Origin of the sequence: Hamadaea flava, assembly GCF_024172085.1 — a bacterium.
Taxonomy (GTDB): Bacteria; Actinomycetota; Actinomycetes; order Mycobacteriales; family Micromonosporaceae; genus Hamadaea; species Hamadaea flava.
Genome location: NZ_JAMZDZ010000001.1, coordinates 4,060,739 through 4,084,908 on the forward strand (window position 1 = coordinate 4,060,739; position 24,170 = coordinate 4,084,908).

The window sequence follows — 24,170 nt, forward strand, 5'->3', positions numbered from 1 at the left end:
GGTGTTACAGCCCCCTGCTCACCGGGTCTCGACGGCGTGGCGAGGCTGCGAACTCCATGATCAACGCTGCGGGGGGGTCAGCGGGCGGCGGGGGGTCAGGCGGGGGCGGGCGAGGGGCGCGCGGTCAGCGGGCCTGCAGGGCGTCGAGCGCGACGGCCATCGCGATGACAGCGCGGCGGTCCAGCTCCGGGTCGTTGATGGTGATGAGGTACTTGTCGCGCAGCGAGAACTTGCGGTTCACCGAGAACGCGACCTGCCCGTTGCGGACGAAGTCGAAGTGGTACGGCAGCCAGCTCGCGACGAACCGGCGGAGCAGCGCGATCGGGAGGCTGCGCTCCGTGCCGGTGATCGTGCCGAGACCCGGCTGCTCGAAGTGGTACGTCGACTGCAGGAGCGACTTGGCGAAGTCCTTGCGGAAGGTGCCGATCGGCGTACCCGCGCTGTCCGTGATGTCGTAGGTCGCCCCGAGGTCGATGACCTGGCGCGCCTTGAATCCGGCGACCACCGCCTGCTTCGTGCTGTCGGTGTAGAGCGTGACCTGCTCCTTCAGCGCCATCCGCTTCTGCTGGGCGAAGGCGATGAGGGTGCCCGGGTTGCCACTTGCATCCGAATCGTGGATTTCGTACTGGTTCACCATCAGGGTGATGCGCTGCTTCATGTGCAGGGTCTGTTGGCGCTGCAAAGTTGCGGTGTCCACGGGGGCCTCTCACGTCATGAGGGATGAGTGGCGGTCAGCGTACGGCAGTCCGCACCACTTTTACCTCCTTGGAACGTTGGTTATCCTGCGGACCGTGGGGTGGTCGGAATCGGAGCTGGTCGAACGGGCCGTACGCGGCGAGCCCGCGGCGACCGAAGCCCTGCTCACCGACGTGCGGCCGGGGGTGGTCCGCTACTGCCGCGCCCGGCTCGGCCAGATCGGCGGGGCGTACACCACCGCCGACGACATCTCCCAGGAGGTCTGCGTGGCGATTCTGCGGGCGCTGCCGCGCTATCGCCAGCAGGGCGCGCCGTTCTCCGCCTTCGTCTACGGCATCGCCGCGCGGAAGGTCGCCGACGCCCAGCGCAGCGCGATCCGGCGGCTGACCGTCTCGGTCGACTCGGTGCCGGAGCGCCCCGACAGCACCCCCGGCCCCGAACAGCAGGCCGTCTCGGCCGACCAGGCTCGGCGGCTGGCGCTGCTGCTGAACCAGCTCAACGACACCCAACGGGAGATCATCGTGCTCCGGGTCGCGGTCGGACTCAGCGCGGACGAGGTCGGCTCGGTGCTGTCCATGTCCGCGGTCGCCGTCCGGGTCGCCCAGTCCCGCGCCCTGGCCAAACTGCGTACGCTGGCCGGCGACGTCTTCAATGAGGTGCCGGCGGCATGAAGATCCGGAACCAGGGGCACTTCCCCGACGCCGACCCGGGTGGTACGCCGATCGACGCCGACCAGCTCGCCCGCGACGACGCCCTGCTGGACCTGCTGGGTGCGGGGTCGCCCGCGCCGGCCGACGACTCGCTCGCGGTCATGCTCTCCTCCTGGCAGTCGTCCGTCGCCGCCGATGAGCCGGAGCCGGTAGCCGTGGCCGCCCACGGACCAGCCACCACAACGCAGCCACCCCGGTCGGCTCGGCGGCCGTTCTCGGCTCGACTGATCGCCGCGATCGCCGGAGCGGTCGTCGTCCTCGGCGGCGGGCTCACCGCCGGCGCCGCCACCGCGGGACCAGGCAGTCCACTGTGGCCCATCACGAAGATCGTGTACGCCGACCGAGCCGCGGTTCAGCAGGCCACCGCATACCTCGACGAAGCCGCGACAGCGTACGCCGACCGCCGGTTCGCCGACGCGCGCAGCCTGACCGACAAGGCCGCGGCACTGCTGCCGAAGGTGACCGACGCCGCCGACCGGCAACGCCTGGCGGCCAGGATCGAGCAGCTGCGAGCAGCACTCGCCGCCGTCGTCATCCCGGATCCGGGCGCCTCGCCGACCGCACCTTCGGGGGTCGCGCACAGCGCCACCCCCCGGCCCTCCGGCGTGGGCCCGTCGACGACCCCGGCTCCTTCGTCGCCGTCCCCGTCGCCGTCGCCCAGCCAGGGCGGGCTGCTCCCGCTTCCGCCGCTGCCCTCGCTCCTCCCCTCCCTCCCCTCCCTCCCCATCCTCGGCTGAATCCCCCCCGTTAGCTGCTTTCCGCGCGATCATGAACTAACGGTCGTGATCGACCGGTGTGTCGTGTGCGCCAGATCCTGATCAACTCCGTAGAGCCCTGATCGACTTCTGGGCCGGACGCCCGAGATTGATCACGGTCTTGGGGGATTGATCAGGGCGCTACGGACACGACACGCCGGTCGATCACGCACATAGGTTCATGATCGCGCGGAAAGCGACCGCGGAAAGCGACCGCGGAAAGCGACCGCGGAAAGCGACCGCGGAAAGCGACCGCGGAAAGCGACGGCGGGGGGCGACGGCGGGGGGCGGAGGCGCGCGCGAGGGTCAGGAGAAGAGGGCTAGGCCGGCCCAGCCGGCGAGGAGTCCGGCGATGATGCTCAGGATCACGTTGAGCAGCGCGTACAGGGAGGATCCGGTGCGCGCCAGCCGAACGGTCTCGTACCCGAAGGTGGAGTATGTGGTGAGCGCACCACAGAACCCCGTCCCCAGCAACGCGAAGTACTGCGTCGACAGGCCGGCGAACGATCCGAGCAGGAACGAGCCGATTACGTTGACGGCGAAGGTGCCCCAGGGGAAGACGGAGTCGTGCCGGGCCTGGACGAAACGGTCGAGGAGGTAGCGCGAGGGAGCGCCGAAGGCCGCGCCGAGCGCCACGAGGAGAACCGTCATGCCGGGCGTACGACCTCGACCGGGTCGAGCATGGCCAGCCCGATCGGCAGGTCATCCAGAGTGGACACGAAGGCTCGGACGGCGTCCTCGGTGTCCACGATGACGACCGAGCATGGCAGGTTCTCGGCGAGCGAGAGCAGCCGCGCCGTGTGGATACGCGAGGACGCCCCGAATCCCTCCAGCCCCCGGAACACGCTCGCGCCGGCCAGCCCGGCCTGATGGGCCCGGTGCACGATCTCGGTGTAGAGCGGCCGATGGTGCCACTGGTCGTCCTCGCCGACCAGGACGGTCAACCGCAGCAGCGTCGTCATGCCCTCAGCCTCCCATTGGCGACGCGGTCCGCGGCCACCCCACCGAGATATGCGGCCAGCAGGGCGGATATCACGGTCGCCCCGAGATAACCCACGGCCGTCGGGAGCTGCTCTGCGCGTACGAGTCGATGAATCTCGAGGATGTAGGTGGAGAACGTGGTGAAGCCACCGAGGATGCCCGTGCCTAGGAACGGCCGCACGAGACCCGCGGTGAGCGGGGCGATGAAGCCGAGCAGCAGGCAGCCGACGACGTTGATGGCGAACGTCGTCCAGGGGAAGGCGTGCGGCGCGATCGGGAACGCGAGGCCGAGCCCGAACCGCGCCAGCGCGCCGAGCATCCCACCCAGCGCGATGACCCCGACGGTCTTGATCATCGGGCGGCGACCGCGAGCAGGCCGGAGAGCATGACGTCGAGCTTGAACTCGAAGCGCTCGTTGCCGCTGCCGGTGACCATGTTGGCGGCCAGTGAGCGCAGGGTCGGGAAGCGGTCCGCGGGCAGCGACAGCAGGTAGTCGCGATATTGCCCGACCCGCTCGGCCATCGACTGCTCGGTGATCCCGGCCTGCCGGAAGAAACTCTGCTCCAGGGCGATCGCGGGGATGAAGTCGCCCAGCAGATCCCCGGCCCACGCGACCACCTGGTCCGGCAGGCCGGCCAGCCGCAGCAGGGTGAGCAGGTACTCCATCATCCGCAGCGCGTTCGCCCCGCTCGGCAGGCCCGACATCGCGATCTGCGCCACCCCCGGATGCGCGGCCATCACCCGCACCGAGTTCCGCACGAATTCCTTGACCTGCTCCAGCGGCCGGGTGGGATCGGGCTCAGCGAGTGGAATGTCCGCTATCACGCGGTCCAACAGCAGGTGGTGGAGTTCCTCCTTGTTCTCCACATGGACATAAAGCGACGCGGCTCCCGTGTGCAACTCCTGCCCGACGCGACGCATGGTCACCGCGTCCAGGCCTTCCTTATCGAGTACGCGCAACGCAGCGTCCACGATCGCATCGCGGCTGAGCTGCCGACGAACCGGTTTCGCGGCCTTCGCCGCCCGTTTCCACGGGGGTGCCGGGATGTCGTCGGCCTCTGCTCGGGTCACGCCGCCTGATGTCATGCCGAACACTGTACTTGACACGAACGCCGTTCGTCACGTAGAACTCTGTTCATGACTACCGAACAGCGTTCCGCAGAAACGAACACCGTTCCTTCCGTGACCTCTGGTCCTTCTGTGGGCTCCGGCGCCGCGCCGCCTTATCGCTGGCGCTGGCTGGTGCTCTGGCTGGTGCTCGGCGCGGAGGTCGTCGACCTGCTCGACGCCACCGTCGTCAACGTCGCCGCCCCGAGCATCCACCGGGTGCTCGGCGGATCGAACAGCATGATCCAGTGGATCGGCGCGGGCTACACCCTCGCCTTCGCGGTCATGCTGGTCACCGGCGGCCGGCTCGGCGACATCTTCGGCCGCAAGCGGATGTTCCTGATCGGCGCGGTCGGCTTCGGGCTCGCCTCCATCCTCTGCGCCACCGCTCAAGATCCCGCGATGCTCATCACGGCTCGCGTACTGCAGGGCGGCCTGGGCGCGATGATGATCCCGCAGGGCTTCGGCATCCTGAAGGCCGTGTTCCCACCCGAGGAGATCGGCAAGGCGTTCGGCGCGTTCGGCCCGGTCATGGGCCTGTCGGCAGTCGGCGGCCCGATCCTGGCCGGCGCACTCATCGACGCCGACTGGTTCGGCACCGGCTGGCGGATGATCTTCCTGATCAACGTCCCGATCGTGCTCTTCGCCGTGCTCGGCTCGCTGCGGTTCATGCCCTCGGTCAGCCCTGCCTCACCCCGTCCCCGGCTGGACCTGGGCGGCATGGTGCTGCTCTCCCTCGCCTCCGCGCTGCTGATCTACCCGCTCATCCAGGGACGCGAGCAGGGCTGGCCGGCCTGGATCTTCGGCCTGCTGGCCGGATCGATCGTGCTCTTCGGCCTCTTCGTGGCGTACGAGCGGCGGCGGACGGACTCCCCGCTCATCGAGGCCGGGCTCTTCGCCCGCCGGGCGTTCACCGGTGGACTCGCCGTGTTCCTGGGCTTCTTCGGCGCGCTGACCGGCTTCATGCTGGCGTACGGCTTGTTCACGCAGCTCGGCCTGGGCTTCGGCCCACTGAAGGCGGGCCTGTCCAGCGCGCCCATGGCACTCGGCATCGCCGGCGGCGCCATCGCCGGCCACGGACTGGTCGCCAAACTGGGCCGCCGGCTCATCCACATCGGACTGGGCGTCATGCTGGCCGCGTTCGGCGCGTTCACCCTCACAGTTTGGGCCGGTGGCGACACCGTCTCGATCTGGGCGCTGCTCCCGTCGACCTTCGTCGCCGGCATCGGCATGGGACTCGGCCTCGGCCCCATCTTCGGCACCGTGCTCAACGGCGTCGACGACCACCAGGTCGGGTCGGCCTCCGGCGTACTGAACGCCGTCCAGCAGTTCGCGGGCGCGCTCGGCATCGCCGTCCTCGGCACCGTCTTCTTCAACCGGGTGCACGACGGATTCGCCGGCGCCATGACGACGACCACCACGATCTCCCTCGGGCTGCTCGTGGTCGCCTTCGGCCTGGTGTTCCTGCTCCCCCGGACCGCCCGGCCCGAAGAGGAGTGAGATTGTGGAGACCGGCCGGACGTGTACCCCCAGCGACCGGCCGGTCTCGTTCTAGCCCCCGTTCGGCACGGTTATGTTGCGCTGCAACACATCGAGGAGAGCCGCCGTCTTCGGCCACTTGTCCTCGAAGCACCCGAAATACGTCGACGTACGCCCACCGGCGACGACGGTCACGACCGGCGCGTCAGCGCACATCATGTCCTTCGTCGGCTGCACCATCTCCTCGGCGAACTCGTCACTCGTGACCAAGTCGTACGCCGCGGACAACTGATCCGCCGGAAGCGTCCCGCTGAACCGCCGCCCAGCCGTGTTCGTGAAACTCCACGAGCCGTCCGGCTTCACTTCCAACCGGTCGTCGACATGCGGCGCGCCGCCCACCCGGGACACCTGGATGGTGGCGTCCCGGCTGACCGGCTCAGCGCTCGAACACCCCGTGAGCAGCAGCATCGCCGCCAACGCCCCCGCTGTGGCGACCCCCAGGACTCGTCTCATGCGCACTCCGACGCTCCCACCCCCTCCCCGGTTCCCACCCCTCCCCGCCTTTTCCCGCCCCCTCCACCCCCCGGCTCTTTCCGCGCGATCATGAACTAACAGTCGTGATCAACCGGCGTGTCGAGTCCGCCCGACCCTGATCAACTCCCTAGCTCCCTGATCAACCTCAGACCTCGCCGCCGTTCCCGGCCAGCGAGTCGATCATGAACCTGTCGGAACGATCAGGGCCGAACTAGATCGGCGACCTGCGAAAACGTAGTCGATCACGCCCGTTAGTTCATGATCGCGCGGAAAGGGGCCGGGGGGCGGGGAGCGAGCCGGGGGGCGGGGAGCGAGCCGGGGGGCGGGGAGCGAGCCGGGGGGCGGGGAGCGAGCCGGGGGGCGGAGCGCGGGGTGGGGGGTGGGGGTGGGGGGTTATTTGAGGGAGCCGGTGGTGAGGCCGGCGATCAGGTGGCGTTGGAGGACTACGGCCAGCAACACCGGCGGCAGCGCGGCGAGTACGCCGCCGGCGGCGATCAGCCCGAAGTCGACCGCGTTGCGGCCGGTGAACTCGGCGATCGCGACCGGGATGGTTTTCGCGTCCGATGTGGAGGTGAAGATGAGGGCGTACAGGAATTCGTCCCAGCACAGCAGGAAGACGAACAGTGTCGTGGCCACGACGCCGGGGCGGGCGAGCGGCAGGATGACGCGGACGAGCGCGCCGAGACGCGTACAGCCGTCGACCCGGGCCGCCTCTTCCAGTTCGACCGGCAGGGAGCCGAAGAACGTGCTCATGGTCCACAACGCGAACGGGGTCGCGAGCGAGCAGTAGACGATGATCAGGCCCAGCTTCGTGTCGAGCAGCCCGAACCGGGCCATCAGCAGGTACAGCGGGATGATCAGCACGATCGGCGGCAACATGTAGGTCACGAGGAACGACAGCAAGGTGGTACGCCGTAACGGAAACGTCAGCCGCGCCAAGGCGTACCCGCCGAGAGTGCCGACGGAGACGGAGATGACGACGGTGCCCGCGCCGACGATGAGGCTGTTGAGCATCGCGGACCGGAACTGGGCCGCGACACCCTCGTGGCCGGTGAAGATCTCCCGGTAGCGGGACAGCGTGACGTGCTCGGGCCACCAGTGCAGCGGGCGTTCCAGCAGATCGGTCTGGCCCGCGATCGAGGAGACGATCAGCCACAGGAACGGTGCCAGGATCAGCGTGGACGCGGTCAGCGCGCCCAGGGTACGCCTCATGACGCCCTCATCTCCTGTTGCCGCAGCAGTCGCAGATAGATCAGGGCGAGCATCAGGACGGCGACCACCGTGAGGTAGGCGAGCGCGGCGCCGGAGCTGAACCGCTGCGCCGAGAATGCCTGCAGGTAGGTCAGGAACGTGATGGTCTGGGTGCCGCTGGCCGGGCCGCCGCCCGTCATGACGTAGACGATGTCGAAGACCTTGAACGCCTCGATCACCCGCAGCACGAGTACGGCGGCCAGCGTCGGGCGGAGCAACGGCAGGGTGATCCGCCAGAAGACCCGGAAGGAGCCGGCGCCGTCGATGCGCGCCGCCTCACCGAGTTCGGCCGGGATCGCGGACAACCCTGCGAGCAGGAAGAAGGCCACCAGCGAGGTGTTCTTCCAGACGTCGGCGACCACGACCATGTTGAGCGCGAGGAACGGATCGGAGCCGAGCCACGACCGGTAGTCGCCCATGAGGTGCAGTTGGGTGAGCAGCGCGTTGAGCGCGCCATACTCCGCGTTGAGGATCCAGCGCCACATCGCGCCGTTGACGATGGTCGGCAGTGCCCAGGGCAGGATCACGATCGCCCGGAACAGCCAGCGGAACCGCATCGGCGCGGCGAGGAGGTGGGCCAGGCCGAGGCCCAGCACCACCTCCAGAGTGGTCGACGCGACGGTGAAGTACAGCGTGTGCTGCGCCGCCGCCCAGAACCGCGGGTTGCCCAGGATGTCGGTATAGTTCCGCAGCCCGACGAACGGGTACGCCCCCGGGAACGGGCTGTCGACGTCGAGGAATGAGATGACCAGCGCCCGGCCGGCGGGCCAGAGCACCACCCCGAAGACGACCAGCGCCGCCGGCAGCAGCAACACCGCCGCGAGGGGAGCCTGCCGCCTCACAGCAGCGACTTGGCTTGCGCCGCCGCGTCGGACAGGGCCTTCTCCGGCGCTTTCTTCCCGAGCAGGGCCTGCTGGAGTTCGGCTTGGAGGATCTGGCTGATCTCGTTGTAGCGGGGCACCTCCGGTCGGGAGATGAGGCTGGCCAGCTCTTTCTTCGCGGCGGCCACCATCTTCGGGGACACCGAGACCACGGCCGGATCGTCGTAGGACTTGCCCCAACAGGGCAGGCTGCTCTTGGCGTACTTGTTCTGGACTTCGGCACTGGTCAGATAGCTGATGTAGGTCCAGGCCGCCTTCTGGTTCTTGCTGCCGCCGCTCACGCAGAGCGCCATCGAACCGTTGACGCCCGGGCTGCCGCCGCCACCCGACGGGGTCGGCAGCACCTCGACCTTCCCGGCGACCTTCGACTGAGCCGGATCGTTCGCGGCGTTGAACATGTACGTCCAGTTCAGCGCCATCGCGGCCGAGCCCTCGGAGAAGATCTTGCGGACGTCCTCCTCGAGGGACTCCATCGAGTTCGGGTTGGTAAGCCCGTCGTCGATGGTCTTCTTCATCCACTTGAGCGCTTCGAGGCCGCCGCCGCTGTCGAAGGCGATCGACTTGAAGTCGTCGGCGAGGAACTTGCCGCCGAACGCCCCGAGGAGCTGGGTGTAGTCGCAGATCAGCGCCTCGGCCTGCTTCCAGCTCCAGACGAGCGGATGCTTGACCAGGTTCGCCGCCTTGATCTTGGCGGCGGCCGCCAGTACGCCGTCCCAGGTGGACAGGGTAGCGACGTCGACGCCGGCCTTCCCGAGGATCTCGGTGTTGTAGAAGAGGTACTTGGAGTCCAGGATCCACGGCACGCCGTAGTACTTGCCCTGGTACTCCGCGGTCTTCAGGGCGCCGCCGAGCATGTCGGTCTTCCACGCCGCCGGGAACTGGCTCGTCACGTCGGTGACGATCTTCTTGCTGCCGAACTCGGCCGGCCAGATGACGTCGATGAGCACGACGTCGTAGGTGCCCGCCGGGGCGGCCGCCACGATCTTGTCGTGCAGCGCCTCGTACGCCACGAAGGTGGGCTCGACCGTGATCTTCGGATACTTCGCCTGGAAGTCGGCGGTCATCGCGCGGATGTCCGCCTCGGAGTACCCGGCTTGCTGCATGAACAGGGCGGTGATCTTGCCTTCGCCGGTGCCCTCGCCGCCGGTGTCGGAGGAGTTCGACCCGCCGACGTCGCAGGCGGCCGTGAGGGGCAGGAGCGCGGCGGCGGCGAGGAGCGTACGCCGTGGGTAGTGCATTTCGGGCATGGTTCCCCCTCGTCTAGCAGTTAGTTAGACAAGTTGCTTAACAGATGAAGTACCAGTCACGCGTACGCTCGTCAATACCTCAGGGAACCGAAGGGGACCGATGAAGCCGAGTTGTAACGGAATCTCCTCCGTGGACCGTTCCTATCCGGCAATATCGGACATATGGGATTCTTGATCCGGGTGCTCGTCACCGCCGGCGCCCTCTGGGTCGCCGCGGCGATCGTCGACGGCATCGACGTCACAGCCACCACCACCTGGGGCAAGATCGGCACCTACCTGCTGGTGGCGCTGATCTTCGGCTTCGTCAACGCGATCATCAAGCCGATCGTGAAGCTGGTCGGCTGCGTCTTCTACATCCTGACGCTCGGCCTCATCTCGTTCGTCGTCAACGCCCTGCTCTTCCTGCTGGTCGGCTGGCTCGCCGGGGTCCTGAACATCCCGTTCGAGGTCAACGGCTTCTGGGCCGGCTTCTGGGGCGCGATCATCGTCGGCGTGGTCAGCTGGGTCGTGAACCTCGCCTTCGGCTCGAACAAGAACGACTGACGACTCGCTTCTCTTGCGCTGGATCAGGGTTCCAGGTCGAACACGCCCCAAGATTCGACCTGGAACCCTGATCCAGCGCATAACGCGTAAACAGCGGGAGCGCGGAGCAGCGGGAGCGCGGAGCAGCGGGCCGGGGTCCAGGGGGTAACGCGAGGGTTAGGCTGCGAGCATGGCGAAGAAGCCCCCGATCTCGGACCCGGACGAGCGGCATCCTCGGGTCGGCGCGCCGATGTCAGCGGCCGCCGGGGTCGGCGGCGTCACGCATGGGCTGACCGCCGGGCTGGCGGAGATGGGCGTACGCCGGACGGCGTTGACGCTGCTCAAGGTGAACCAGACGGACGGCTTCGACTGCCCCGGGTGTGCCTGGCCCGAGCCGAGGAAGCGGGCGCACGCCGAGTTCTGCGAGAACGGCGCGAAGGCGGTCGCCGAGGAGGCCACGCTCCGCCGCGTCACGCCGGAGTTCTTCGCCGAGCACTCGATCGCCGACCTGGCCGGCCGGACCGACTATTGGCTCGGTCAGCAGGGCCGGCTCACGACTCCCATGGTCCGCCGCCCCGGCGGCACCCACTATGAGCCGATCTCGTGGGCGGACGCGTTCGCCCTGACCGCGAGCAAGCTCCGCGAGCGGTCGCCGGACGAGGCGCTGTTCTACACCTCGGGCCGGACGTCGAACGAGGCCGCTTTCCTCTATCAGCTCTTCGCGCGGGCGTACGGGACGAACAATCTGCCCGACTGCTCGAACATGTGCCACGAGTCGTCCGGCACCGCGCTCACCACCACGATCGGCATCGGCAAGGGCTCGGTCACCCTCGACGACATCCACGCGGCCAAGCTCCTGGTCATCGTGGGCCAGAACCCGGGCACCAACCATCCGCGCATGCTCACGGCCCTGGAGAAGGCCAAGAAGTCCGGGGCCAAGATCATCGCGGTCAACCCGCTTCCCGAGGCGGGCCTGCTCCGCTTCAAGAATCCCCAACGTGTACGCGGACTGCTCGGTTCGGGTACGCCGTTGGCCGACCGTTTCCTGCAGATCCGGCTCGGCGGCGATCTCGCGTTGTTCCAGGCGATCGGCTCGCTCCTGCTGAAGGAGGCGGCGATCGACCAGCCCTTCGTCGACGCGTACACGGCGGGGTTCGAGGCGTACGAGCAGGCTCGGCGGCACGTCGACTGGCGGGCGACGGAACAGGCCACCGGCCTGGCCCGGGCCGAGATCGAGGCGGCCGCCCGGGACTTCGCCGAGTCCGACGCGACGATCGTCTGCTGGGCGATGGGGCTGACGCAGGGGCGGGACGCGGTCGCCACGATTCGCGAGATCGTCAACGTGCAGTTGGTGCGCGGCATGATCGGGCGGCCGGGTGCCGGCCTCTGCCCGGTACGCGGTCACTCGAACGTGCAAGGCGACCGGACGATGGGGATCTGGCACGAGCCCCCGGCCTGGGTGCCGGCGCTGGGCGACGCGTTGGGTCTGGCCATGCCGGCCGAGCGTGGGTTCGACACCGTCGAGGCGATCAGGGCGATGCGCGACGGCGCGGCCAAGGTGTTCTTCGCGCTCGGCGGCAACTTCGCCGCGGCCAGCCCGGACACCGCCGTCACGGAGGCCGCGTTGGCCTCGTGCGAGCTGACCGTGCACGTGTCGACCAAGCTCAACCGGTCGCACACCGTTCCCGGGACGACGTCGCTGATCCTGCCGTGCCTCGGGCGTACCGAGCGGGACGAGCAGGCCGGTGGCGATCAGTTCGTCACCGTCGAGGACTCCATGTCCTGCGTGCACTCGTCCCAGGGCCGGCTCGAACCGGCCGGACCCGAGTTGCGGTCGGAGGTCGCGATCATCTGCGATCTGGCGGCCGAGGTCTTGGGTGACGCACTGCCCTGGCCGGAGTGGAAGGCCGACTACCGGCAGATCCGGACGCTCATCGAACGGCACATCCCCGGCTTCGACGACTTCGAGGCCCGGGTCGCTGAGCCGGGCGGGTTCACCCTGCCGCATCCGCCGCGCGACGAGCGCCGGTTCGCCACGGCGTCCGGCAAGGCTCAGTTCACCGTCTCCGAGCTGACCTCGATCGACGTCCCCGAGGGGCGGCTGCTGCTGCAGAGCGTACGCAGCCATGATCAGTACAACACCACGATCTACGGGCTCGACGACCGTTATCGCGGGATCAAGCAGGGTCGCCGGGTCGTCTTCGTGCACCCCGAAGATCTCGCCGCGCTCGGGATCGCCGATGCCTCCTATGTGGACATCGTTTCCGAGTGGCCGGACGGGGAGCGGCTGGCTCCGCAGTTCCGCGTGGTGGCGTACCCGACGGCTCGGGGCTGCGCCGCGACCTACTTCCCGGAGGCGAACGTCCTCGTGCCGCTCGACGCGACGGCCAAGGAGTCGAACACGCCGACCTCCAAGCAGATCGTCGTTCGCCTCCAACCGTGTGAGCAGCCATGAAGCGCCGTCCGATCACGCACATCACGGTCGGCGGTACGCCCGTGACCCGGCTCGACAGCCTGGCTGGGGAGGAGCCGCTGGAGATCCGGGTCGGCCCGGCCGGACAGCCGCGCAAACCGCTCGCCGTGACGATGCGTACGCCGGGTGACGAGCTGGATCTCGCGCTCGGGTTCCTGTTCACCGAGGGCGTCATCCGCACGGCCGAAGACGTCGTCACCGCCCAGCTCTGCGCGGGCGCCGAGACGCCGAACACCTACAACGTCGTCGACGTCGTGCTCGCCCCGGAGGTCCCGCTCCCGGACGTCGGCGCCGAACGGAACTTCTACACCACCTCCTCCTGCGGCGTATGCGGAAAGGCGAGCATCGACGCCATCCGCACCCGGTCGGCGTACGACCTGACCGGGGACGCCGTCACGGTCAGTCCAGCCACGCTGGCCGCTTTGCCGGAACGGCTCGCGCTAGCTCAACGCGGCTTCACGCGTACCGGTGGATCTCATGCCGCGGCCTTGTTCACCGCGGACGGCGAGTTGATCGCGGCGCGCGAGGACGTGGGCCGGCACAACGCGGTCGACAAGCTGATCGGGCGCGAGCTGCGCGAGGGCCGGGTGCCGGTGGCCGGGCGCGTGCTGCTGCTGTCCGGGCGGGCCGGCTTCGAGCTGGTGCAGAAGGCCTGGATGGCGGGGGTGAGCGTGGTGGCGGCAGTGGGCGCACCGAGCACGCTCGCCGCGGACCTGGCGGCGGAGGCCGGGATGACGCTCGTCGGATTCCTCCGGCCGCCATCGATGAACGTCTACACCGGCGGACATCGGATCACGGCGGCCTGACGTGCGCCGCGTTCTTGCCCTTCTCGTCCTGCTGCTGGCCGGATGCTCGGCGGTGACGCCGGTGGAGGCGCCGGTGGCCGTGTCACCGGCAGCACCGACGGCCATCGCACCGTCGCCGGCCGCCGCCGGGCACGCGCCCGCGAAGTCGTTCGCCGTCGCGACCCGCACCCTCCGATTCCAGCGTGGCGACCGGAAACTGCCGACGACGGTGTACTACCCGAAGTCGTCCGGGCACTTCCCGGTGGTGGTATTCGGGCACGGCCTGACCGGCAGCCCCACCGGGTACGCCGAACTGCTGCGACGCTGGGCGGCAGCCGGATTCGTGATCGCCGCTCCGGCGTTCCCGCATACGTCGGCGGGCGCGGCGAAGGTCGACGTGATGGATGTGCTGAACCAGCCGGCCGACGTCTCAGCCGTGCTGGACGGGCTGACCGCGCTGCCCGGCTCGGATCCACTACGGAAGATCCTCGACCTGAAGGCGGTCGCGGCGGCCGGGCACTCGGCGGGCGGGATCACCACGGTCGGCGTGTTCAGCGCCCAGCCCCGTGACCCCCGGTTCACCGCTGGGATCGTGCTCGCCGGGAACTCGCTCGGCGTCGGCCAGACCTTCACCGGTACGCCCGCGCCGATCCTGTTCGTGCACGCCGACAAGGACCCGGTCGTTCCGGCGTACACGGATCGCGCGGTGTTCGACGCGCTCCCGTGGCCCCGGGCGTTCCTCCGGCTGAGCGGGGACGGGCACAGTTCGCCGTACGTGTCGCGGCGGGATTCGCAGTTCGGCGTGGTCGCCTCGACCACTGTGGACTTCCTGCGGTGGGCGCTGTATCGGGACTCCTCCGCTCGCGCTCGGCTGCTTCGCGTACGCGGTCTCGACGCTCACCTCTGATTTTTGGGTGCAGATCACGGTTGTGCATGCCTCCAGCGGCGTTTGAAGCATGCGTAACCGTGATCCGCAGGGATCGGTAGAGATTGCTACTCGTCGGTATTGTGATCCGGACCACTCCTAAGTTACCGTCCGGTAATGCGGACGCAATCCCCCCTTCGCGCAGCCGTTGTAGCCCTCACGCTCCTCGTCACCACCGGAGTCACCGCCGTCGCCGCCCCCGCGTACGCCGGCACCACCTCGATGACCTTTGTGGACATCACCGCCTCGGACGGCGTCGTCCTGAAGGCGAACGTCATCGAGTCCACGACTGCCGGCAAGCACCCTGCCGTCGTCTTCCCGTCCAGCTGGGGTCTGAACGACCTGGAGTACCTCGCCCAGGCCAAGGCCATGGCGTCGGCCGGGTACACGGTCCTGTCCTACACGCCCCGAGGATGGTGGAGTTCGGGCGGTCAGATCGACACCGCCGGCCCGAGGGACATCCGGGACGTGTCCACAGTCATCGACTGGCTGCTGGCGCACACCAGCGCCGACCCCGCGCACATCGGGATGGGCGGGGTCTCCTACGGCGCGGGCATCAGCCTGATCGCGTCGGGCAACGACGCCCGAATCCGCGCGGTGGCCGCCCTGTCCGGCTGGTCCGACCTGGCCGCCAGCCTGTACGGCGACCAGACCCGGCGGCAGCAGGCCCCGGCGCTGCTCCAGGGCACGGCCCTGCTGCTCGGCCGGACCAGCCCGGAGTTCGACACGGTCATCGGCGACTTCTGGAACTACCGGAACGTGCCCGGTGTCCTGGCGTTCGCCGGGGTCCGGTCGGCGAAGACCTACCTCGCCGGGATCAACGCGAACCAGCCCGCGATCCTGATGGCGAACGCGTTCGGCGACAGCGTCTTCCCACCGAACCAGCTCGTCGACTTCTACGGATCGCTCGGTACGCCGAAGCGCCTGGAATTCTCCCCCGGCGACCACGCCATCCCGGAGCTGACCGGGATCGCCGGTCTGGACAACGCGGTCTGGACCTCGGCCCGGCGCTGGTTCGACCACTACCTCGCGGGCGCCGCGAACGGCGTCGACACCGAGGCGCCGATCGTCCTGCGGCCCAACGGCGGCGGCGCGGCCGAGTCGTACGCGACGTGGTCGGCGGTGTCGACCAGCACGACCCGCTACGGGCTCGGCGAGGTGCACTGGTGGGACGGCACCGGTGACCTCGGCGGCACACCGTCGACCGGCTGGTCGCGGTTCACCTGGACCGACCTCGGCACGACCGCCGACGGCGGCGTGGTGCTGATCAGCAACGGGCTCACCGCGCTGACCGGGCAACCGCCGACCGCCTGGCTCCCCGGTGTGGACCGTACGCACGCCGGAGTCTGGATCTCCCCCAGCCTCGGCTCCACCCTGAAGATCCGGGGCATCCCCACGGTCCACCTCCGGGTCACTCCGTCGGCGACGAACGGGACCTTGATCGCGTACGTGTATGACGTCGACGGTCTGGGGACCGGATCGCTGCTCACGCACGCCCCGATCAGCTGGCGAGGTGCGAGTGCCGGCTCGCCGCTGACGCTGGACCTCCGGCTGCCGGGCACCGCCTGGAACGTTCCGGCGGGGCACAAGCTCGCCCTGGTCGTCGACGGTCACGACCCGCTCTACCTGGACGACAACGGGGCTCTCGCCAACGTCACCTTCAGCGGCTCCGCCTGGCTCGACCTCCCCCGCCGCTGACCCATCGCCCGCCCCGCCCTGCTTTCCCGAGGACGGGGCGGCCCGCTTTCCCGAGGGCGGGCGGCCCGCTCTCCCGAGGGCGGGGCGGCATCTTGATCAGGGTCGCGCGGAGTCGATCAGGGTCGAGCGGACACGCCACGCCGGTCGATCACGACCATAGGTTCATGATCGCGCGGAAAGGGCGGTGGGCGCGGGGCGGGGGCAGGGTGGGGTTAGGGGAGGTGGCGGCTCCAGTAGAGGACCAGCCACGCGGCGTGCTCGGCGTCGTCGCACGGGTACACATGACCGCATGCCGCGCAGATGCCACCACCGATCTGCATCTGGTGGGTCAGCCACAGGTCGCGGCCCTGCTCCACCTGTTCGGCGGCGAACTGCGTCAGCTCGCTTTCGGTCTCAATCGCTGCTCGAGTAGCTTCGATGCTCATATCGCGCTCCCCGGCGTCGGTTGCTCCGGTTGATACCGCAAATAGTGGACGCTCAAACCTCAGTGTTCCGCGTCCGCGCGGAAGCCGCGTGGGATCAACGCAAGCGCCGCGACGGTGGCGATCGCGATCAGCGCCGCCGAGATCGCGCTGGTCACCGCCATCGCGTGCAGGTACGCCGACTGCGCCACGTCGAGGATGTACGTGCTGACCTGGGCACCCTGCGTACGGGCGACGTGCACGGCGCCGCCGATGGACTCCGCGACCGCCGTCCGGCCGGGCTCACTCAACGGCAGTTCGTGCACGCCGGCGGCGTACACGACGGTGGCGATCGTGCCGAGCAGGGCGACGCCGAAGCCCATTCCCAGCTCGTAGCAGGTCTCCTCGACGGCTGCGGCGCTGCCCGCCCGTTCCGGGGGCGCGGCCGAGATCATGACGGCCGTCGTCGTGGTGATCGCGAGCCCGTCGCCCAGTCCGAAGGCGACCAGCGCCGACGCTGCCACCGCGTAGGTCAGCGGCAGGACCGCGAGCGCGACGAACGCCAGGACGAGCGCGCCGAGCCCGAGCCCGAGCATGGCGTGTACGCCGACCCGGCGGACGAGCCAGGGCGCGCTGAGCGCACCGACCAGGGTGGCGATCGCCCCCGGCAGCATGCGTACGCCGGCCTCGACCGGGCTGTATCCGTGCACATACTGGAGCCACAAGGAGAGCAGGAAGTACGCCGCCCCGACGGCCATCATCGCCATGAGCGTCGCGATGGCCCCGGCGAGGAACGGGCGATTGGCGAACAGTCGCACGTCGAGCAGCGGATCGGTCTGCTTCAGCTGCCGCCGGGCGAACCACGCGAGCAGGCCAAGCCCGACCAGCAGCGCGACCGGGGCCGACGAGGCCAGCCCGTCGGCGGCCAGGTGCTTGATCCCCCAGACGAGGCTGATCATGCCGAACACCGACTGGGCCGCCCCGAACCAGTCCAGCCGCGTACGCCCCGGCGACCGGGACTCCGGCAGCAGCAGGATTCCGGCCACGACGGTGACGAGGACGATGGGGACGTTCACCCAGAAGGCGGCCGACCAGCCGTAATGCTCGACGAGGAGGCCGCCGAGGACCGGGCCGATCGCCGCGCCCGCCCCGGCGACCGAGGCCCAGATCCCGATCGCCGTGCCGCGTTCCCGGGGATCGGTGAAGACGTTCCGGATGAGCGACAGCGTGGACGGCATGACCATCGCGCCGCCGACGGCCAGCAGTACGCGTCCCGCGATCAGCCGGCCGGGGCTGTCGGCGGTGGCGGAGACGATCGAGGCCACGCCGAACAGGACGAAGCCGATCAGGAAGAACGTCTTGCGGCCCCAGCGGTCGCCCGCCGCGCCCGCCGTGATGAGCAGGCCGCCGAGCACGAGTCCGTAGATGTCGATGATCCAGAGCTGCTCGTACGCGTCAGGGTCGAGATCGTCGATCAACGAGGGCAGGGCGACGTTGAGGATGGTGGCGTCCATCGCGACCAGGAGCAGGCTGGCGCACAGGACGGCCAGGACGGCCCACCGGTTCGCCGGTCGCGACCTCATGACGCGATCCGCCAGACGAGGACGTCGCCGGCCCGTTCACCCGGGCGGCCGACCAGGCGCTGGATCGTCGCCGCGAGCACGGCCCCGTTGGGTGTGCCGTCGGGCAGGAAGATCGCCCCGACCTTCCAGTAGTCGAGGTCGTTCGCCGCTCCCGACACGTCGAGCGAGTGGATTCGGGGCACCCGGCCGGTCTTGGCCGCCGTCATGATGCGGATCGACGTCGTGGTGTGCGGCGTGCTGAAGATCGCCTCCCGGTCGGCCGAACGCGGGTCGGGGCCGAGGAAATAGCCCCGGGCCAGGGTGAAGTCCAGTCCGGCCGTGGCCGCCCAGCGCATCGCGATCACGTCGCCCCGGGAGGTCGCGTCGGCGTACATGAGACTTGTTCCCGGTGGGGCGTACGCCCGCCAGGTTCCGTCGGCGAGGAATCGTGGCATCGGCGTCGCCGGGCTGACCGCGACGGGCCGGGGGGCCAGCGGGACCAGCGAGAAGAGCACGGCCGCGGCAGCGGCCGCGCGGACCGGCCACCACCGTCGGCGGCCACCCCGGCGCAGCAGCCGATCCAGGCTCACCGCGATGATCACCCCCAACGCCGGGATCACCGCCAGCCCCATCCGGGCCGGCACGACCGAGTCGAACAACGGCACCTTGATCAGTTCGTGCCAAGGCCCCGGCGGGCCGATCCGGTGACCGTCCAGCTTCGGGTACGCGCCGAAGGACAGCACGGCGAACCACACCGCGGTCGCCGCCGCGACGCGTACGGCCAGGACGCGTACCTGCCAGACGGCGAGCAGACCGAGCATGATCAGCAGTGGCCAGCCGAAGAACGAGTTGGCCTCGACGGGGTTGATCGCGAGCTTCGCCACCCCCGGGTGCTGTCCGTACGCCGTCACCGGCGGGAACGACACATAGGAGAGCACGTCGAGGCCGAACGTTCGGCCGACGATCGGCGGTACGCCGCGATAGCTCTGCGGCCCGGCGAACTGCACATACAACGGGTACGCGAGCAGCGCGAAGGCGACCGCCCCGGCGACGGCGAGCCCGGCGAGGTACCGCCGGCCGGGCTGGAAGATCCGCCGGGGCGTCCCGGCCAGCGTCACCAGCACCGTGATCGCCACCGCCTGCGCCAGCAGGAAGAGCACCTCTTCGTTGACGAAGAACTGGTACGCCACCAGCAGACCCAGGATCAGCCCACGGCGTACCGGCTGGAGATGAAGGCGCACGACGCACCAGAAGATGACCGGGACGAGGGCCTGGGCGACGAGATTGGGGTGGCCCTGGGCCTGGGCTGCCAGGCCCGGCGCGTAGCCGCAGAAGGCCGCGGCGGCCAGCGCGGCCCAGCGGTTGGCGACCACGTGCCGGGAGAGCACGTAGTACCAGGCGATCGGGGTGGTGATCAGCGCGAGCGTCAGGATCAGGGTGAACGTGAGCCCGGGTCCGCCGAGGAGGGTGACCGGCGCGAGGGGCACCGCGAAGCCGAGGATCGACGTGTTCGCCATCAGGTTGACCCCGGCCGGCGTGTTCATCTCACTCGCGAAGAACACGCTCTGGCCGTGCGTCAAGGCGTGCGCGGCGTGCGCGAGCACCCATTCGAAGAATGCCTGGTCGTCCCGATTGACCGTCACCGTGGCAGCGGCGGGATCGCGCCAGAGCCCAGCGGTGAGCCAGCTGCCCGCCGCGGCGAAAAGCGCTATCGCGACCAGGTCGACAGGCTCGGACCAAGGACGGCGACGTGGCGGCGACGGCGCTTCGACCTGGGGATCGGCATGAGCCGTAGCCGTGATTACCATGCTTCCCCCGAATTCCCGATTTAGCCGCATTGTGTCGCGGAATTGCACTAGTCCGATATGTCAGAATACGCCGGACGGAACGGTCTACATCGGGGGGTACGAATGACCGCAGTCCTGGAAGGCGACCACGCGACGCAGACGGAAGTCCTCGAAGGGCTGGCCACCGCGGTGAACCACCGCCAGTGGTTCGTCGAGCTGGCCCTGCCCTACCTCGGCGAGGACCCGATCGAGATCGGCAGTGGACTCGGCGACTACGCCGAAGCCTGGGCCGCGCACGTTCCCCGGTTCACCGCCGCCGAAGCCAGCCACGAGCGCCTGATCGCGCTCAAGGAGCGGTTCGGCGGCGAATCCACCGTCGACGTCGTCGAGATGTTCCTGCCCTCGGCCGACGCGTACGCCGAACACTCGGCCGCCGTCTCGTACAACGTGCTGGAGCACATCGAGGATCACGTGGGCGCACTCCGGACGATGGGCCGGCTGGTACGGCCGGGCGGCGCGGTGATCATCATCGTTCCGGCGTTCGAGTTCGCGATGAGCCCGGTCGACATCGCCACCGGGCACGTCCGCCGCTACACCAAGGCCACCATGGCCGCCGCGATGACCGAGGCCGGACTGCACGTCGAGCGACTCCAGTACGCCAACGCGCTCGGCCTGATCGGCTACTACGTCACCACCAGCCTGCTCCGGATGGCGCCCAAGGAAGGCAGGCTGGTCAGCTTCTACGACAGGCTCGTGCTGCCCCTGACGAAGGCCGCCGAACAGCGCGTACGCCCGCCCTTCGGGCAGTCGGTGTTCGCCGTCGCGCGTACGCCCCGCTGACCCGGTGGGTGCAGATCAGGTTTATGCAGGCTGCCGAGGGCCTCGGAAGCCTCCATAAACCTGATCTGCACGGAACTAGGAGCGGGAGCGGTGACGAGCGCCCGCGATCGGCATCCCGGCGTACTCGGGATTGCCGGTGTTCGAGGCGAGCGCCCCGAGCTGAGCCCCGGACAGCCGGCACGCCGTCGTGTCGGTGAACGCCAGCCACGGCATGTCGAGCGCACCGCCCGCGTCGACCTTCACCGACCAGCGGGTGGTGGTCGGATGGGTCGCCACGACCGATACGCCGACCCGCCCGTACTCGGCCAGTTGCGCGTCCAGCTCCTCGATCGCGGTGGTGTGCTGACCCCAAGGGTCGGCGACGAACAGGATGTGGGTCGTCCACAGTGAACCGCTGGTGCTGTTGATCCGGGCCGACATCGTGTCGGCGATGCCGCTCTCGCGCAACACCGACCGGTTGACGACGGCTCGCCGGGCTACCCGGGACAGCGCGTCCTCGACCGACGGGATCGACCGCACCCGGGATTCGTTGAGCGCGCCGAGCGACCGGGTGTCGCCGCTGTTGAATCCGGTGACGAGCACGGCCGCCGTGTCCGCCCACGCCGCCGTCGCGGCCTCGGCCGCGAGGTGGCGCAGCAGGTCGTCGCAGTTCTCGGGATCGCCGACCAAGGTCAGCAACCCCGTACGCTCGCTGTCGACCAGCAGCTCCCCGCCTTCGGGCCAGGTGCCCAGGGTCAGCAGTCCGGGCAAGGGCGCCGGGGCGTCGTCGGGGGCCTCCAACTCGGCGCCACTCGGGAGCGCCCAGGTGTCGGCCGAGCGGGCGGCGTACGGCTCGGGCGGGTCGCCGCACGGTGCTGCGAGCACCACGCCCAGCTCACCGGCGTACTGCCAGGCGGCGAAGATGTCCGGCATGGCCCAGGCCGGCCGCGATCGCAGCCCGAAGGCGAGCCGCCGGAGGCTGGCGTCCAACCGGTCGGCCGTCGCCGCCGGCCGGCGCAGCTTCGGCTCGTAAATCACGCCGGGGAGGCTCTCGGCCGAGCCGCCAGGAGTCCGGTCAGTCTGCGCCACGATCGGGGGTGCCTGCGCCGGGATCGTCACCGCCGCCGACTCGACCGGCCACTCGACGCCGACCGGTTCCACGCGCGTGCGTACGCGGTGCTTGCTGACCTGATAGCGATGGATGCGCACGAGCCGGCGTCGCCACAGCACCGCGTGTCCGGCCAGCACACCGGCTGCGGCCAGCCCGGCCAGCACGGCCAGCAGCGGACTCACTCCGCCGTCCTCGGCTCGGGCCTTCTGCGTACCACTTGGTGTGCTGGGAGCCGGGGTGACGGCCGGTGACTCCGCTGCGGAGACCGAGGTCGGCGGGGGCGTGGCGGCCGGTGGTTTCGGCGGCGCGGGCTGGACCAGGCGGCCGGTCGCGTGCCGCATGGGCCCACGGTCGTGCGCGTCGACCGGGAGCGTGAGCTTCCACCCTGGACGGATCAGGTTCGGGTTGCGGACGAGCTTGGGGTTCAACGCCGCGATCTGGTGGTAGCGGTCGAAGTCGCCGGTGAAGCGCTGGGCGATCTTGCCCAGGTAGTCGCCGCGCTTGACGGTGTAGACCGGCCGTTGGATGACGACCGCCTGCTGCCGCGCCACCGTCTGCTGCACCACCGTCTGCTGCACCACCGTCTGTTGCATTGCCGGCTGGGCGACGGTCGCGATCGGCGGCGCGGGGGCTTGCGGCAGCGTCATCACGACCGCGGGTGGCGCGACGGGCGCGGCCGAGGCCAGCGCTCCCCCGGTGAAGACCGCCAGGATCGCGCCCACCAACGCGGCCGCGACGCGTTGCTGCATCCGCAGGCCGCGCACGCGGATCGCCCGGCCGCGCAGCCGCGCCGGGATCTCCAGCAGCACGCCCGCGGCGAAGCTCACCCAGGCCAGCCAGCCCACGATTGTCAAGATCCGCGGAACCAGCGAGCCGTCGTCCGGCGCGGCCAACGCGTTGCCGATCTCCGCCCAGGAGGGTACGCGATCAGGCAGCGACCCGACCCGGAGAAGCAGCAGCGGTGCCCCCACTACCAAGGCCAGCAGCCCCAGCAGGGCGGCGACGGCGGTGACCAGCCGGCGCATGGCTCCTCCTCTCCCCGAAGACTCAGCCGACCAGCAGAACGGCGGTGGCCGCCCCGGTCGCGTACCAGGTCCGGCCGCCCAGGAAGGGGAAGCCGGACGGATTGTCGTAGCCGACGGTCGCGGTGACCTCGACGCTCTGCCCGTCACCGGCGACGGTCACGGTGCCGGACGCGCCCGCGTCCCGCAGGTACGCCTCCGCGACGAGCCGCGCCCGGGCCGGATCGATCCGTTTCTCGTCGCCCTCGACGGCGGGCGGCAGTTCGATGGCCTGCCCGGCGGCGCGGGCGGCCTCGGCGGCGATGTTGTCCGCCCGCTGGTACGCCCGCACCCGCCCGCCGCCGACGACGATCAGCAGGAGAATGGTGACCCAGCCCAGCGCCATGATCGAGAAGAACACCGAGACGCTGCCCCGACTCCGATTCATGAGCGGGTCCGGTAGGTGTCGAGGGGACTCACGAAACTCGAGCTGAGCCGGATCACCCCGGGCAGGTCCAGAATCGCGACGTCGCGGAGCTCGGCGTCGCAGGTGACCGTCACCCGCACGGAAGCGGGCTGCCCCACCGGTACGCCGAACCCGCTCACGTCGACGTCCACGACGACCGGCGTACGGCAGGTGATGCCCTGCGCGTCGAACGAATCCCGCGCGGCGGTCTGCGCCCGGACGGTCGCGTCGCGGGCGTTGCGGGCCAGGCTGGCCGTCCGGGCCGCGTCGAAGGCCGCCGCGTCCGCGGCCTGCTTCGCGATGGCGTACCGGCCGGCGATGAGCGCGCTGGCGAAGAAGGCGAGCACCGCCGGGGTGAGGATCGCCAGCTCCACCGCGATCGCCCCAGCCGCCCGATCCCCGCGCCGGATCATGGGATCCACCGCTCGATGGGGCCGGACGCCGACTGGCGTACGTGGAAGGTCATCCACGGCAGCACCGACTGCGCCTCCCCGGTGACGACGACCTCGACGCGGTCGCCGGTGATCCGGGTGGTCACGGTCGTGTCGGTCAGGGCCGGCCCGATCTGGTCGAGAAACCGCTGGGCCTCGGCGTCACCGGTCGCCGGGGACGCGCCGTAGAGCCGGGTCGCGTTGGCGCCCTGGGTCGCCGCTCCGAGCGCGACCGAGTGGGCGTACCAGACGAGCGAGGTCTGCACGATCATGAAGGTCAAGGTGAGGATGGGACCGGTGAGGATGGCGAACTCCACCGGCCCCTCCCCGCGGAGTGGACGGCGCCAGAACCGGCTGCCGATCACGGCGTCGTCGGGACCTTGTCGAGCCAGCCCTGCGCGATCCCGCGAACACCCCAGTAGACGAGGACCGCGACCGCGCCGATCAGGGCCACCAGGATGACGTAGGGGACGGGTCCTTCGCCCCGGTCCCGCTTCGCCGGATGCATCAGCTCGCCGAGGCGGGCGTACAGCTTGTATCGCATCGCT

The 24,170-nt window shown here is 69.8% G+C and carries 26 protein-coding genes; 9 read left to right on the plus strand and 17 right to left on the minus strand.

Annotated elements, in window-relative coordinates; all coding sequences use genetic code 11:
- Window positions 1-124: 124 nt before the first annotated feature.
- A complete protein-coding gene (locus HDA40_RS19040) occupies window positions 125-697 on the minus strand; it encodes an LURP-one-related/scramblase family protein (protein ID WP_372502891.1) in 573 nt (190 codons plus the stop codon).
- Between the two features lie 94 nt (window positions 698-791).
- On the opposite strand from HDA40_RS19040, the gene shbA reads away from it, so the two are divergent.
- Complete coding sequence (gene shbA, locus HDA40_RS19045) at window positions 792-1,367, plus strand: RNA polymerase sigma factor ShbA (RefSeq protein ID WP_253757743.1); 576 nt, start codon at window positions 792-794, stop codon at window positions 1,365-1,367.
- Window positions 1,364-2,143 carry a hypothetical protein gene (locus tag HDA40_RS19050; protein WP_253757746.1) on the plus strand — a complete coding sequence of 260 codons (780 nt, stop codon included), beginning with the start codon at window positions 1,364-1,366 and terminating at the stop codon, window positions 2,141-2,143. The genes shbA and HDA40_RS19050 overlap by 4 nt, the downstream gene beginning before the upstream one ends.
- Before the next feature lie 324 nt (window positions 2,144-2,467).
- On the opposite strand, the gene crcB is transcribed toward HDA40_RS19050, so the two are convergent.
- From crcB to HDA40_RS19070, 4 genes are read right to left on the minus strand one after another with little or no spacing between them, the layout of a single operon-like run.
- Entirely contained in the window at window positions 2,468-2,812 is a 345-nt protein-coding gene (crcB, locus tag HDA40_RS19055; RefSeq protein WP_253757748.1) for a fluoride efflux transporter CrcB, read from the minus strand.
- Window positions 2,809-3,123: a DUF190 domain-containing protein gene (locus HDA40_RS19060; protein WP_253757750.1), complete on the minus strand. Its 315-nt coding sequence runs from the start codon at window positions 3,121-3,123 to the stop codon at window positions 2,809-2,811. Before HDA40_RS19060 ends, crcB begins: the two co-directional genes overlap by 4 nt.
- Window positions 3,120-3,497 carry a fluoride efflux transporter FluC gene (locus HDA40_RS19065; RefSeq protein WP_253757752.1) on the minus strand — a complete coding sequence of 126 codons (378 nt, stop codon included), beginning with the start codon at window positions 3,495-3,497 and terminating at the stop codon, window positions 3,120-3,122. Before HDA40_RS19065 ends, HDA40_RS19060 begins: the two co-directional genes overlap by 4 nt.
- Window positions 3,494-4,228 carry a TetR/AcrR family transcriptional regulator gene (locus HDA40_RS19070; protein WP_253757754.1) on the minus strand — a complete coding sequence of 245 codons (735 nt, stop codon included), beginning with the start codon at window positions 4,226-4,228 and terminating at the stop codon, window positions 3,494-3,496. The genes HDA40_RS19065 and HDA40_RS19070 overlap by 4 nt, the downstream gene beginning before the upstream one ends.
- A 96-nt stretch (window positions 4,229-4,324) precedes the next feature.
- On the opposite strand from HDA40_RS19070, the gene HDA40_RS19075 reads away from it, so the two are divergent.
- The gene (locus HDA40_RS19075) at window positions 4,325-5,749 is read left to right on the plus strand and encodes an MFS transporter (RefSeq protein ID WP_253757756.1); all 1,425 of its coding nucleotides are present in this window, start codon (window positions 4,325-4,327) and stop codon (window positions 5,747-5,749) included.
- A 51-nt stretch (window positions 5,750-5,800) separates the two neighbouring features.
- Here HDA40_RS19075 and HDA40_RS19080 read toward each other — a convergent pair whose 3' ends face one another.
- The 4 genes from HDA40_RS19080 to HDA40_RS19095 form a co-directional block, all read right to left on the minus strand.
- Window positions 5,801-6,241 (minus strand): hypothetical protein, encoded by a 441-nt coding sequence (locus tag HDA40_RS19080; RefSeq protein ID WP_253757758.1) that lies wholly within the window; start codon window positions 6,239-6,241, stop codon window positions 5,801-5,803.
- 414 nt (window positions 6,242-6,655) lie between these two features.
- Complete coding sequence (locus HDA40_RS19085) at window positions 6,656-7,474, minus strand: carbohydrate ABC transporter permease (protein WP_253757760.1); 819 nt, start codon at window positions 7,472-7,474, stop codon at window positions 6,656-6,658.
- The gene (locus tag HDA40_RS19090) at window positions 7,471-8,328 is read right to left on the minus strand and encodes a carbohydrate ABC transporter permease (RefSeq protein ID WP_253757762.1); all 858 of its coding nucleotides are present in this window, start codon (window positions 8,326-8,328) and stop codon (window positions 7,471-7,473) included. The genes HDA40_RS19085 and HDA40_RS19090 overlap by 4 nt, the downstream gene beginning before the upstream one ends.
- Window positions 8,329-8,351: 23 nt before the next feature.
- On the minus strand, window positions 8,352-9,641 hold the full coding sequence (locus HDA40_RS19095; protein WP_253757764.1) for an extracellular solute-binding protein: 1,290 nt from the start codon (window positions 9,639-9,641) through the stop codon (window positions 8,352-8,354).
- Between the two features lie 162 nt (window positions 9,642-9,803).
- Between HDA40_RS19095 and HDA40_RS19100 the strand changes: the two genes are divergently transcribed.
- The 5 genes from HDA40_RS19100 (at window position 9,804) to HDA40_RS19120 (ending at window position 16,044) form a co-directional block, all read left to right on the plus strand.
- Window positions 9,804-10,184 (plus strand): phage holin family protein, encoded by a 381-nt coding sequence (locus HDA40_RS19100; RefSeq protein WP_253757766.1) that lies wholly within the window; start codon window positions 9,804-9,806, stop codon window positions 10,182-10,184.
- A gap of 169 nt (window positions 10,185-10,353) precedes the next feature.
- Window positions 10,354-12,618: an FdhF/YdeP family oxidoreductase gene (locus HDA40_RS19105; protein WP_253757768.1), complete on the plus strand. Its 2,265-nt coding sequence runs from the start codon at window positions 10,354-10,356 to the stop codon at window positions 12,616-12,618.
- Window positions 12,615-13,442, plus strand: coding sequence for a formate dehydrogenase accessory sulfurtransferase FdhD (gene fdhD / locus HDA40_RS19110; protein ID WP_253757770.1), 828 nt, complete (start codon window positions 12,615-12,617; stop codon window positions 13,440-13,442). Before HDA40_RS19105 ends, fdhD begins: the two co-directional genes overlap by 4 nt.
- A gap of 1 nt (window position 13,443) precedes the next feature.
- On the plus strand, window positions 13,444-14,328 hold the full coding sequence (locus tag HDA40_RS19115) for an alpha/beta hydrolase family protein (protein WP_253757772.1): 885 nt from the start codon (window positions 13,444-13,446) through the stop codon (window positions 14,326-14,328).
- A 135-nt stretch (window positions 14,329-14,463) separates the two neighbouring features.
- Window positions 14,464-16,044, plus strand: coding sequence for a CocE/NonD family hydrolase (locus HDA40_RS19120; protein WP_253757774.1), 1,581 nt, complete (start codon window positions 14,464-14,466; stop codon window positions 16,042-16,044).
- A gap of 212 nt (window positions 16,045-16,256) precedes the next feature.
- On the opposite strand, the gene HDA40_RS19125 is transcribed toward HDA40_RS19120, so the two are convergent.
- Genes HDA40_RS19125 through HDA40_RS19135 form a run of 3 tightly spaced genes read right to left on the minus strand, consistent with a single transcriptional unit; the run spans window position 16,257 to window position 19,815 of the window.
- On the minus strand, window positions 16,257-16,469 hold the full coding sequence (locus HDA40_RS19125; protein WP_253757776.1) for a hypothetical protein: 213 nt from the start codon (window positions 16,467-16,469) through the stop codon (window positions 16,257-16,259).
- A gap of 59 nt (window positions 16,470-16,528) precedes the next feature.
- A complete protein-coding gene (locus HDA40_RS19130) occupies window positions 16,529-18,028 on the minus strand; it encodes an MFS transporter (RefSeq protein WP_253757778.1) in 1,500 nt (499 codons plus the stop codon).
- Entirely contained in the window at window positions 18,025-19,815 is a 1,791-nt protein-coding gene (locus HDA40_RS19135; protein ID WP_253757780.1) for a hypothetical protein, read from the minus strand. The genes HDA40_RS19130 and HDA40_RS19135 overlap by 4 nt, the downstream gene beginning before the upstream one ends.
- A 102-nt stretch (window positions 19,816-19,917) precedes the next feature.
- On the opposite strand from HDA40_RS19135, the gene HDA40_RS19140 reads away from it, so the two are divergent.
- Window positions 19,918-20,634, plus strand: a complete 717-nt coding sequence (locus HDA40_RS19140; protein WP_253757782.1) for a class I SAM-dependent methyltransferase — start codon at window positions 19,918-19,920, stop codon at window positions 20,632-20,634.
- Window positions 20,635-20,709: 75 nt separating this feature from the next.
- Here the strand turns inward: HDA40_RS19140 and HDA40_RS19145 are convergent, their stop codons facing one another.
- Genes HDA40_RS19145 through HDA40_RS19165 form a run of 5 tightly spaced genes read right to left on the minus strand, consistent with a single transcriptional unit; the run spans window position 20,710 to window position 24,166 of the window.
- Window positions 20,710-22,749, minus strand: a complete 2,040-nt coding sequence (locus HDA40_RS19145; protein WP_253757784.1) for a LysM peptidoglycan-binding domain-containing protein — start codon at window positions 22,747-22,749, stop codon at window positions 20,710-20,712.
- Between the two features lie 22 nt (window positions 22,750-22,771).
- Window positions 22,772-23,173: a hypothetical protein gene (locus tag HDA40_RS19150; RefSeq protein ID WP_253757786.1), complete on the minus strand. Its 402-nt coding sequence runs from the start codon at window positions 23,171-23,173 to the stop codon at window positions 22,772-22,774.
- Window positions 23,170-23,604 carry a TadE/TadG family type IV pilus assembly protein gene (locus HDA40_RS19155; protein WP_253757788.1) on the minus strand — a complete coding sequence of 145 codons (435 nt, stop codon included), beginning with the start codon at window positions 23,602-23,604 and terminating at the stop codon, window positions 23,170-23,172. Before HDA40_RS19155 ends, HDA40_RS19150 begins: the two co-directional genes overlap by 4 nt.
- The gene (locus tag HDA40_RS19160; RefSeq protein WP_253757790.1) at window positions 23,601-23,939 is read right to left on the minus strand and encodes a TadE family protein; all 339 of its coding nucleotides are present in this window, start codon (window positions 23,937-23,939) and stop codon (window positions 23,601-23,603) included. Before HDA40_RS19160 ends, HDA40_RS19155 begins: the two co-directional genes overlap by 4 nt.
- Window positions 23,940-23,983: 44 nt before the next feature.
- Window positions 23,984-24,166: a hypothetical protein gene (locus tag HDA40_RS19165; protein WP_253757792.1), complete on the minus strand. Its 183-nt coding sequence runs from the start codon at window positions 24,164-24,166 to the stop codon at window positions 23,984-23,986.
- Window positions 24,167-24,170 lie beyond the last annotated feature (4 nt).

Bases quoted from the DNA above. Each gene is read 5' to 3' on its own strand.
- HDA40_RS19050 (WP_253757746.1), top strand. From the start codon at position 1,364: ATGAAGATCCGGAACCAGGGGCACTTCCCCGACGCCGACCCGGGTGGT.
- crcB (WP_253757748.1), bottom strand. From the start codon at position 2,812: ATGACGGTTCTCCTCGTGGCGCTCGGCGCGGCCTTCGGCGCTCCCTCG.
- HDA40_RS19060 (WP_253757750.1), bottom strand. From the start codon at position 3,123: ATGACGACGCTGCTGCGGTTGACCGTCCTGGTCGGCGAGGACGACCAG.
- HDA40_RS19065 (WP_253757752.1), bottom strand. From the start codon at position 3,497: ATGATCAAGACCGTCGGGGTCATCGCGCTGGGTGGGATGCTCGGCGCG.
- HDA40_RS19070 (WP_253757754.1), bottom strand. From the start codon at position 4,228: ATGACATCAGGCGGCGTGACCCGAGCAGAGGCCGACGACATCCCGGCA.
- HDA40_RS19080 (WP_253757758.1), bottom strand. From the start codon at position 6,241: ATGAGACGAGTCCTGGGGGTCGCCACAGCGGGGGCGTTGGCGGCGATG.
- HDA40_RS19085 (WP_253757760.1), bottom strand. From the start codon at position 7,474: ATGAGGCGTACCCTGGGCGCGCTGACCGCGTCCACGCTGATCCTGGCA.
- HDA40_RS19095 (WP_253757764.1), bottom strand. From the start codon at position 9,641: ATGCCCGAAATGCACTACCCACGGCGTACGCTCCTCGCCGCCGCCGCG.
- HDA40_RS19100 (WP_253757766.1), top strand. From the start codon at position 9,804: ATGGGATTCTTGATCCGGGTGCTCGTCACCGCCGGCGCCCTCTGGGTC.
- HDA40_RS19105 (WP_253757768.1), top strand. From the start codon at position 10,354: ATGGCGAAGAAGCCCCCGATCTCGGACCCGGACGAGCGGCATCCTCGG.
- fdhD (WP_253757770.1), top strand. From the start codon at position 12,615: ATGAAGCGCCGTCCGATCACGCACATCACGGTCGGCGGTACGCCCGTG.
- HDA40_RS19120 (WP_253757774.1), top strand. From the start codon at position 14,464: ATGCGGACGCAATCCCCCCTTCGCGCAGCCGTTGTAGCCCTCACGCTC.
- HDA40_RS19125 (WP_253757776.1), bottom strand. From the start codon at position 16,469: ATGAGCATCGAAGCTACTCGAGCAGCGATTGAGACCGAAAGCGAGCTG.
- HDA40_RS19130 (WP_253757778.1), bottom strand. From the start codon at position 18,028: ATGAGGTCGCGACCGGCGAACCGGTGGGCCGTCCTGGCCGTCCTGTGC.
- HDA40_RS19135 (WP_253757780.1), bottom strand. From the start codon at position 19,815: ATGGTAATCACGGCTACGGCTCATGCCGATCCCCAGGTCGAAGCGCCG.
- HDA40_RS19140 (WP_253757782.1), top strand. From the start codon at position 19,918: ATGACCGCAGTCCTGGAAGGCGACCACGCGACGCAGACGGAAGTCCTC.
- HDA40_RS19145 (WP_253757784.1), bottom strand. From the start codon at position 22,749: ATGCGCCGGCTGGTCACCGCCGTCGCCGCCCTGCTGGGGCTGCTGGCC.
- HDA40_RS19150 (WP_253757786.1), bottom strand. From the start codon at position 23,173: ATGAATCGGAGTCGGGGCAGCGTCTCGGTGTTCTTCTCGATCATGGCG.
- HDA40_RS19155 (WP_253757788.1), bottom strand. From the start codon at position 23,604: ATGATCCGGCGCGGGGATCGGGCGGCTGGGGCGATCGCGGTGGAGCTG.
- HDA40_RS19165 (WP_253757792.1), bottom strand. From the start codon at position 24,166: ATGCGATACAAGCTGTACGCCCGCCTCGGCGAGCTGATGCATCCGGCG.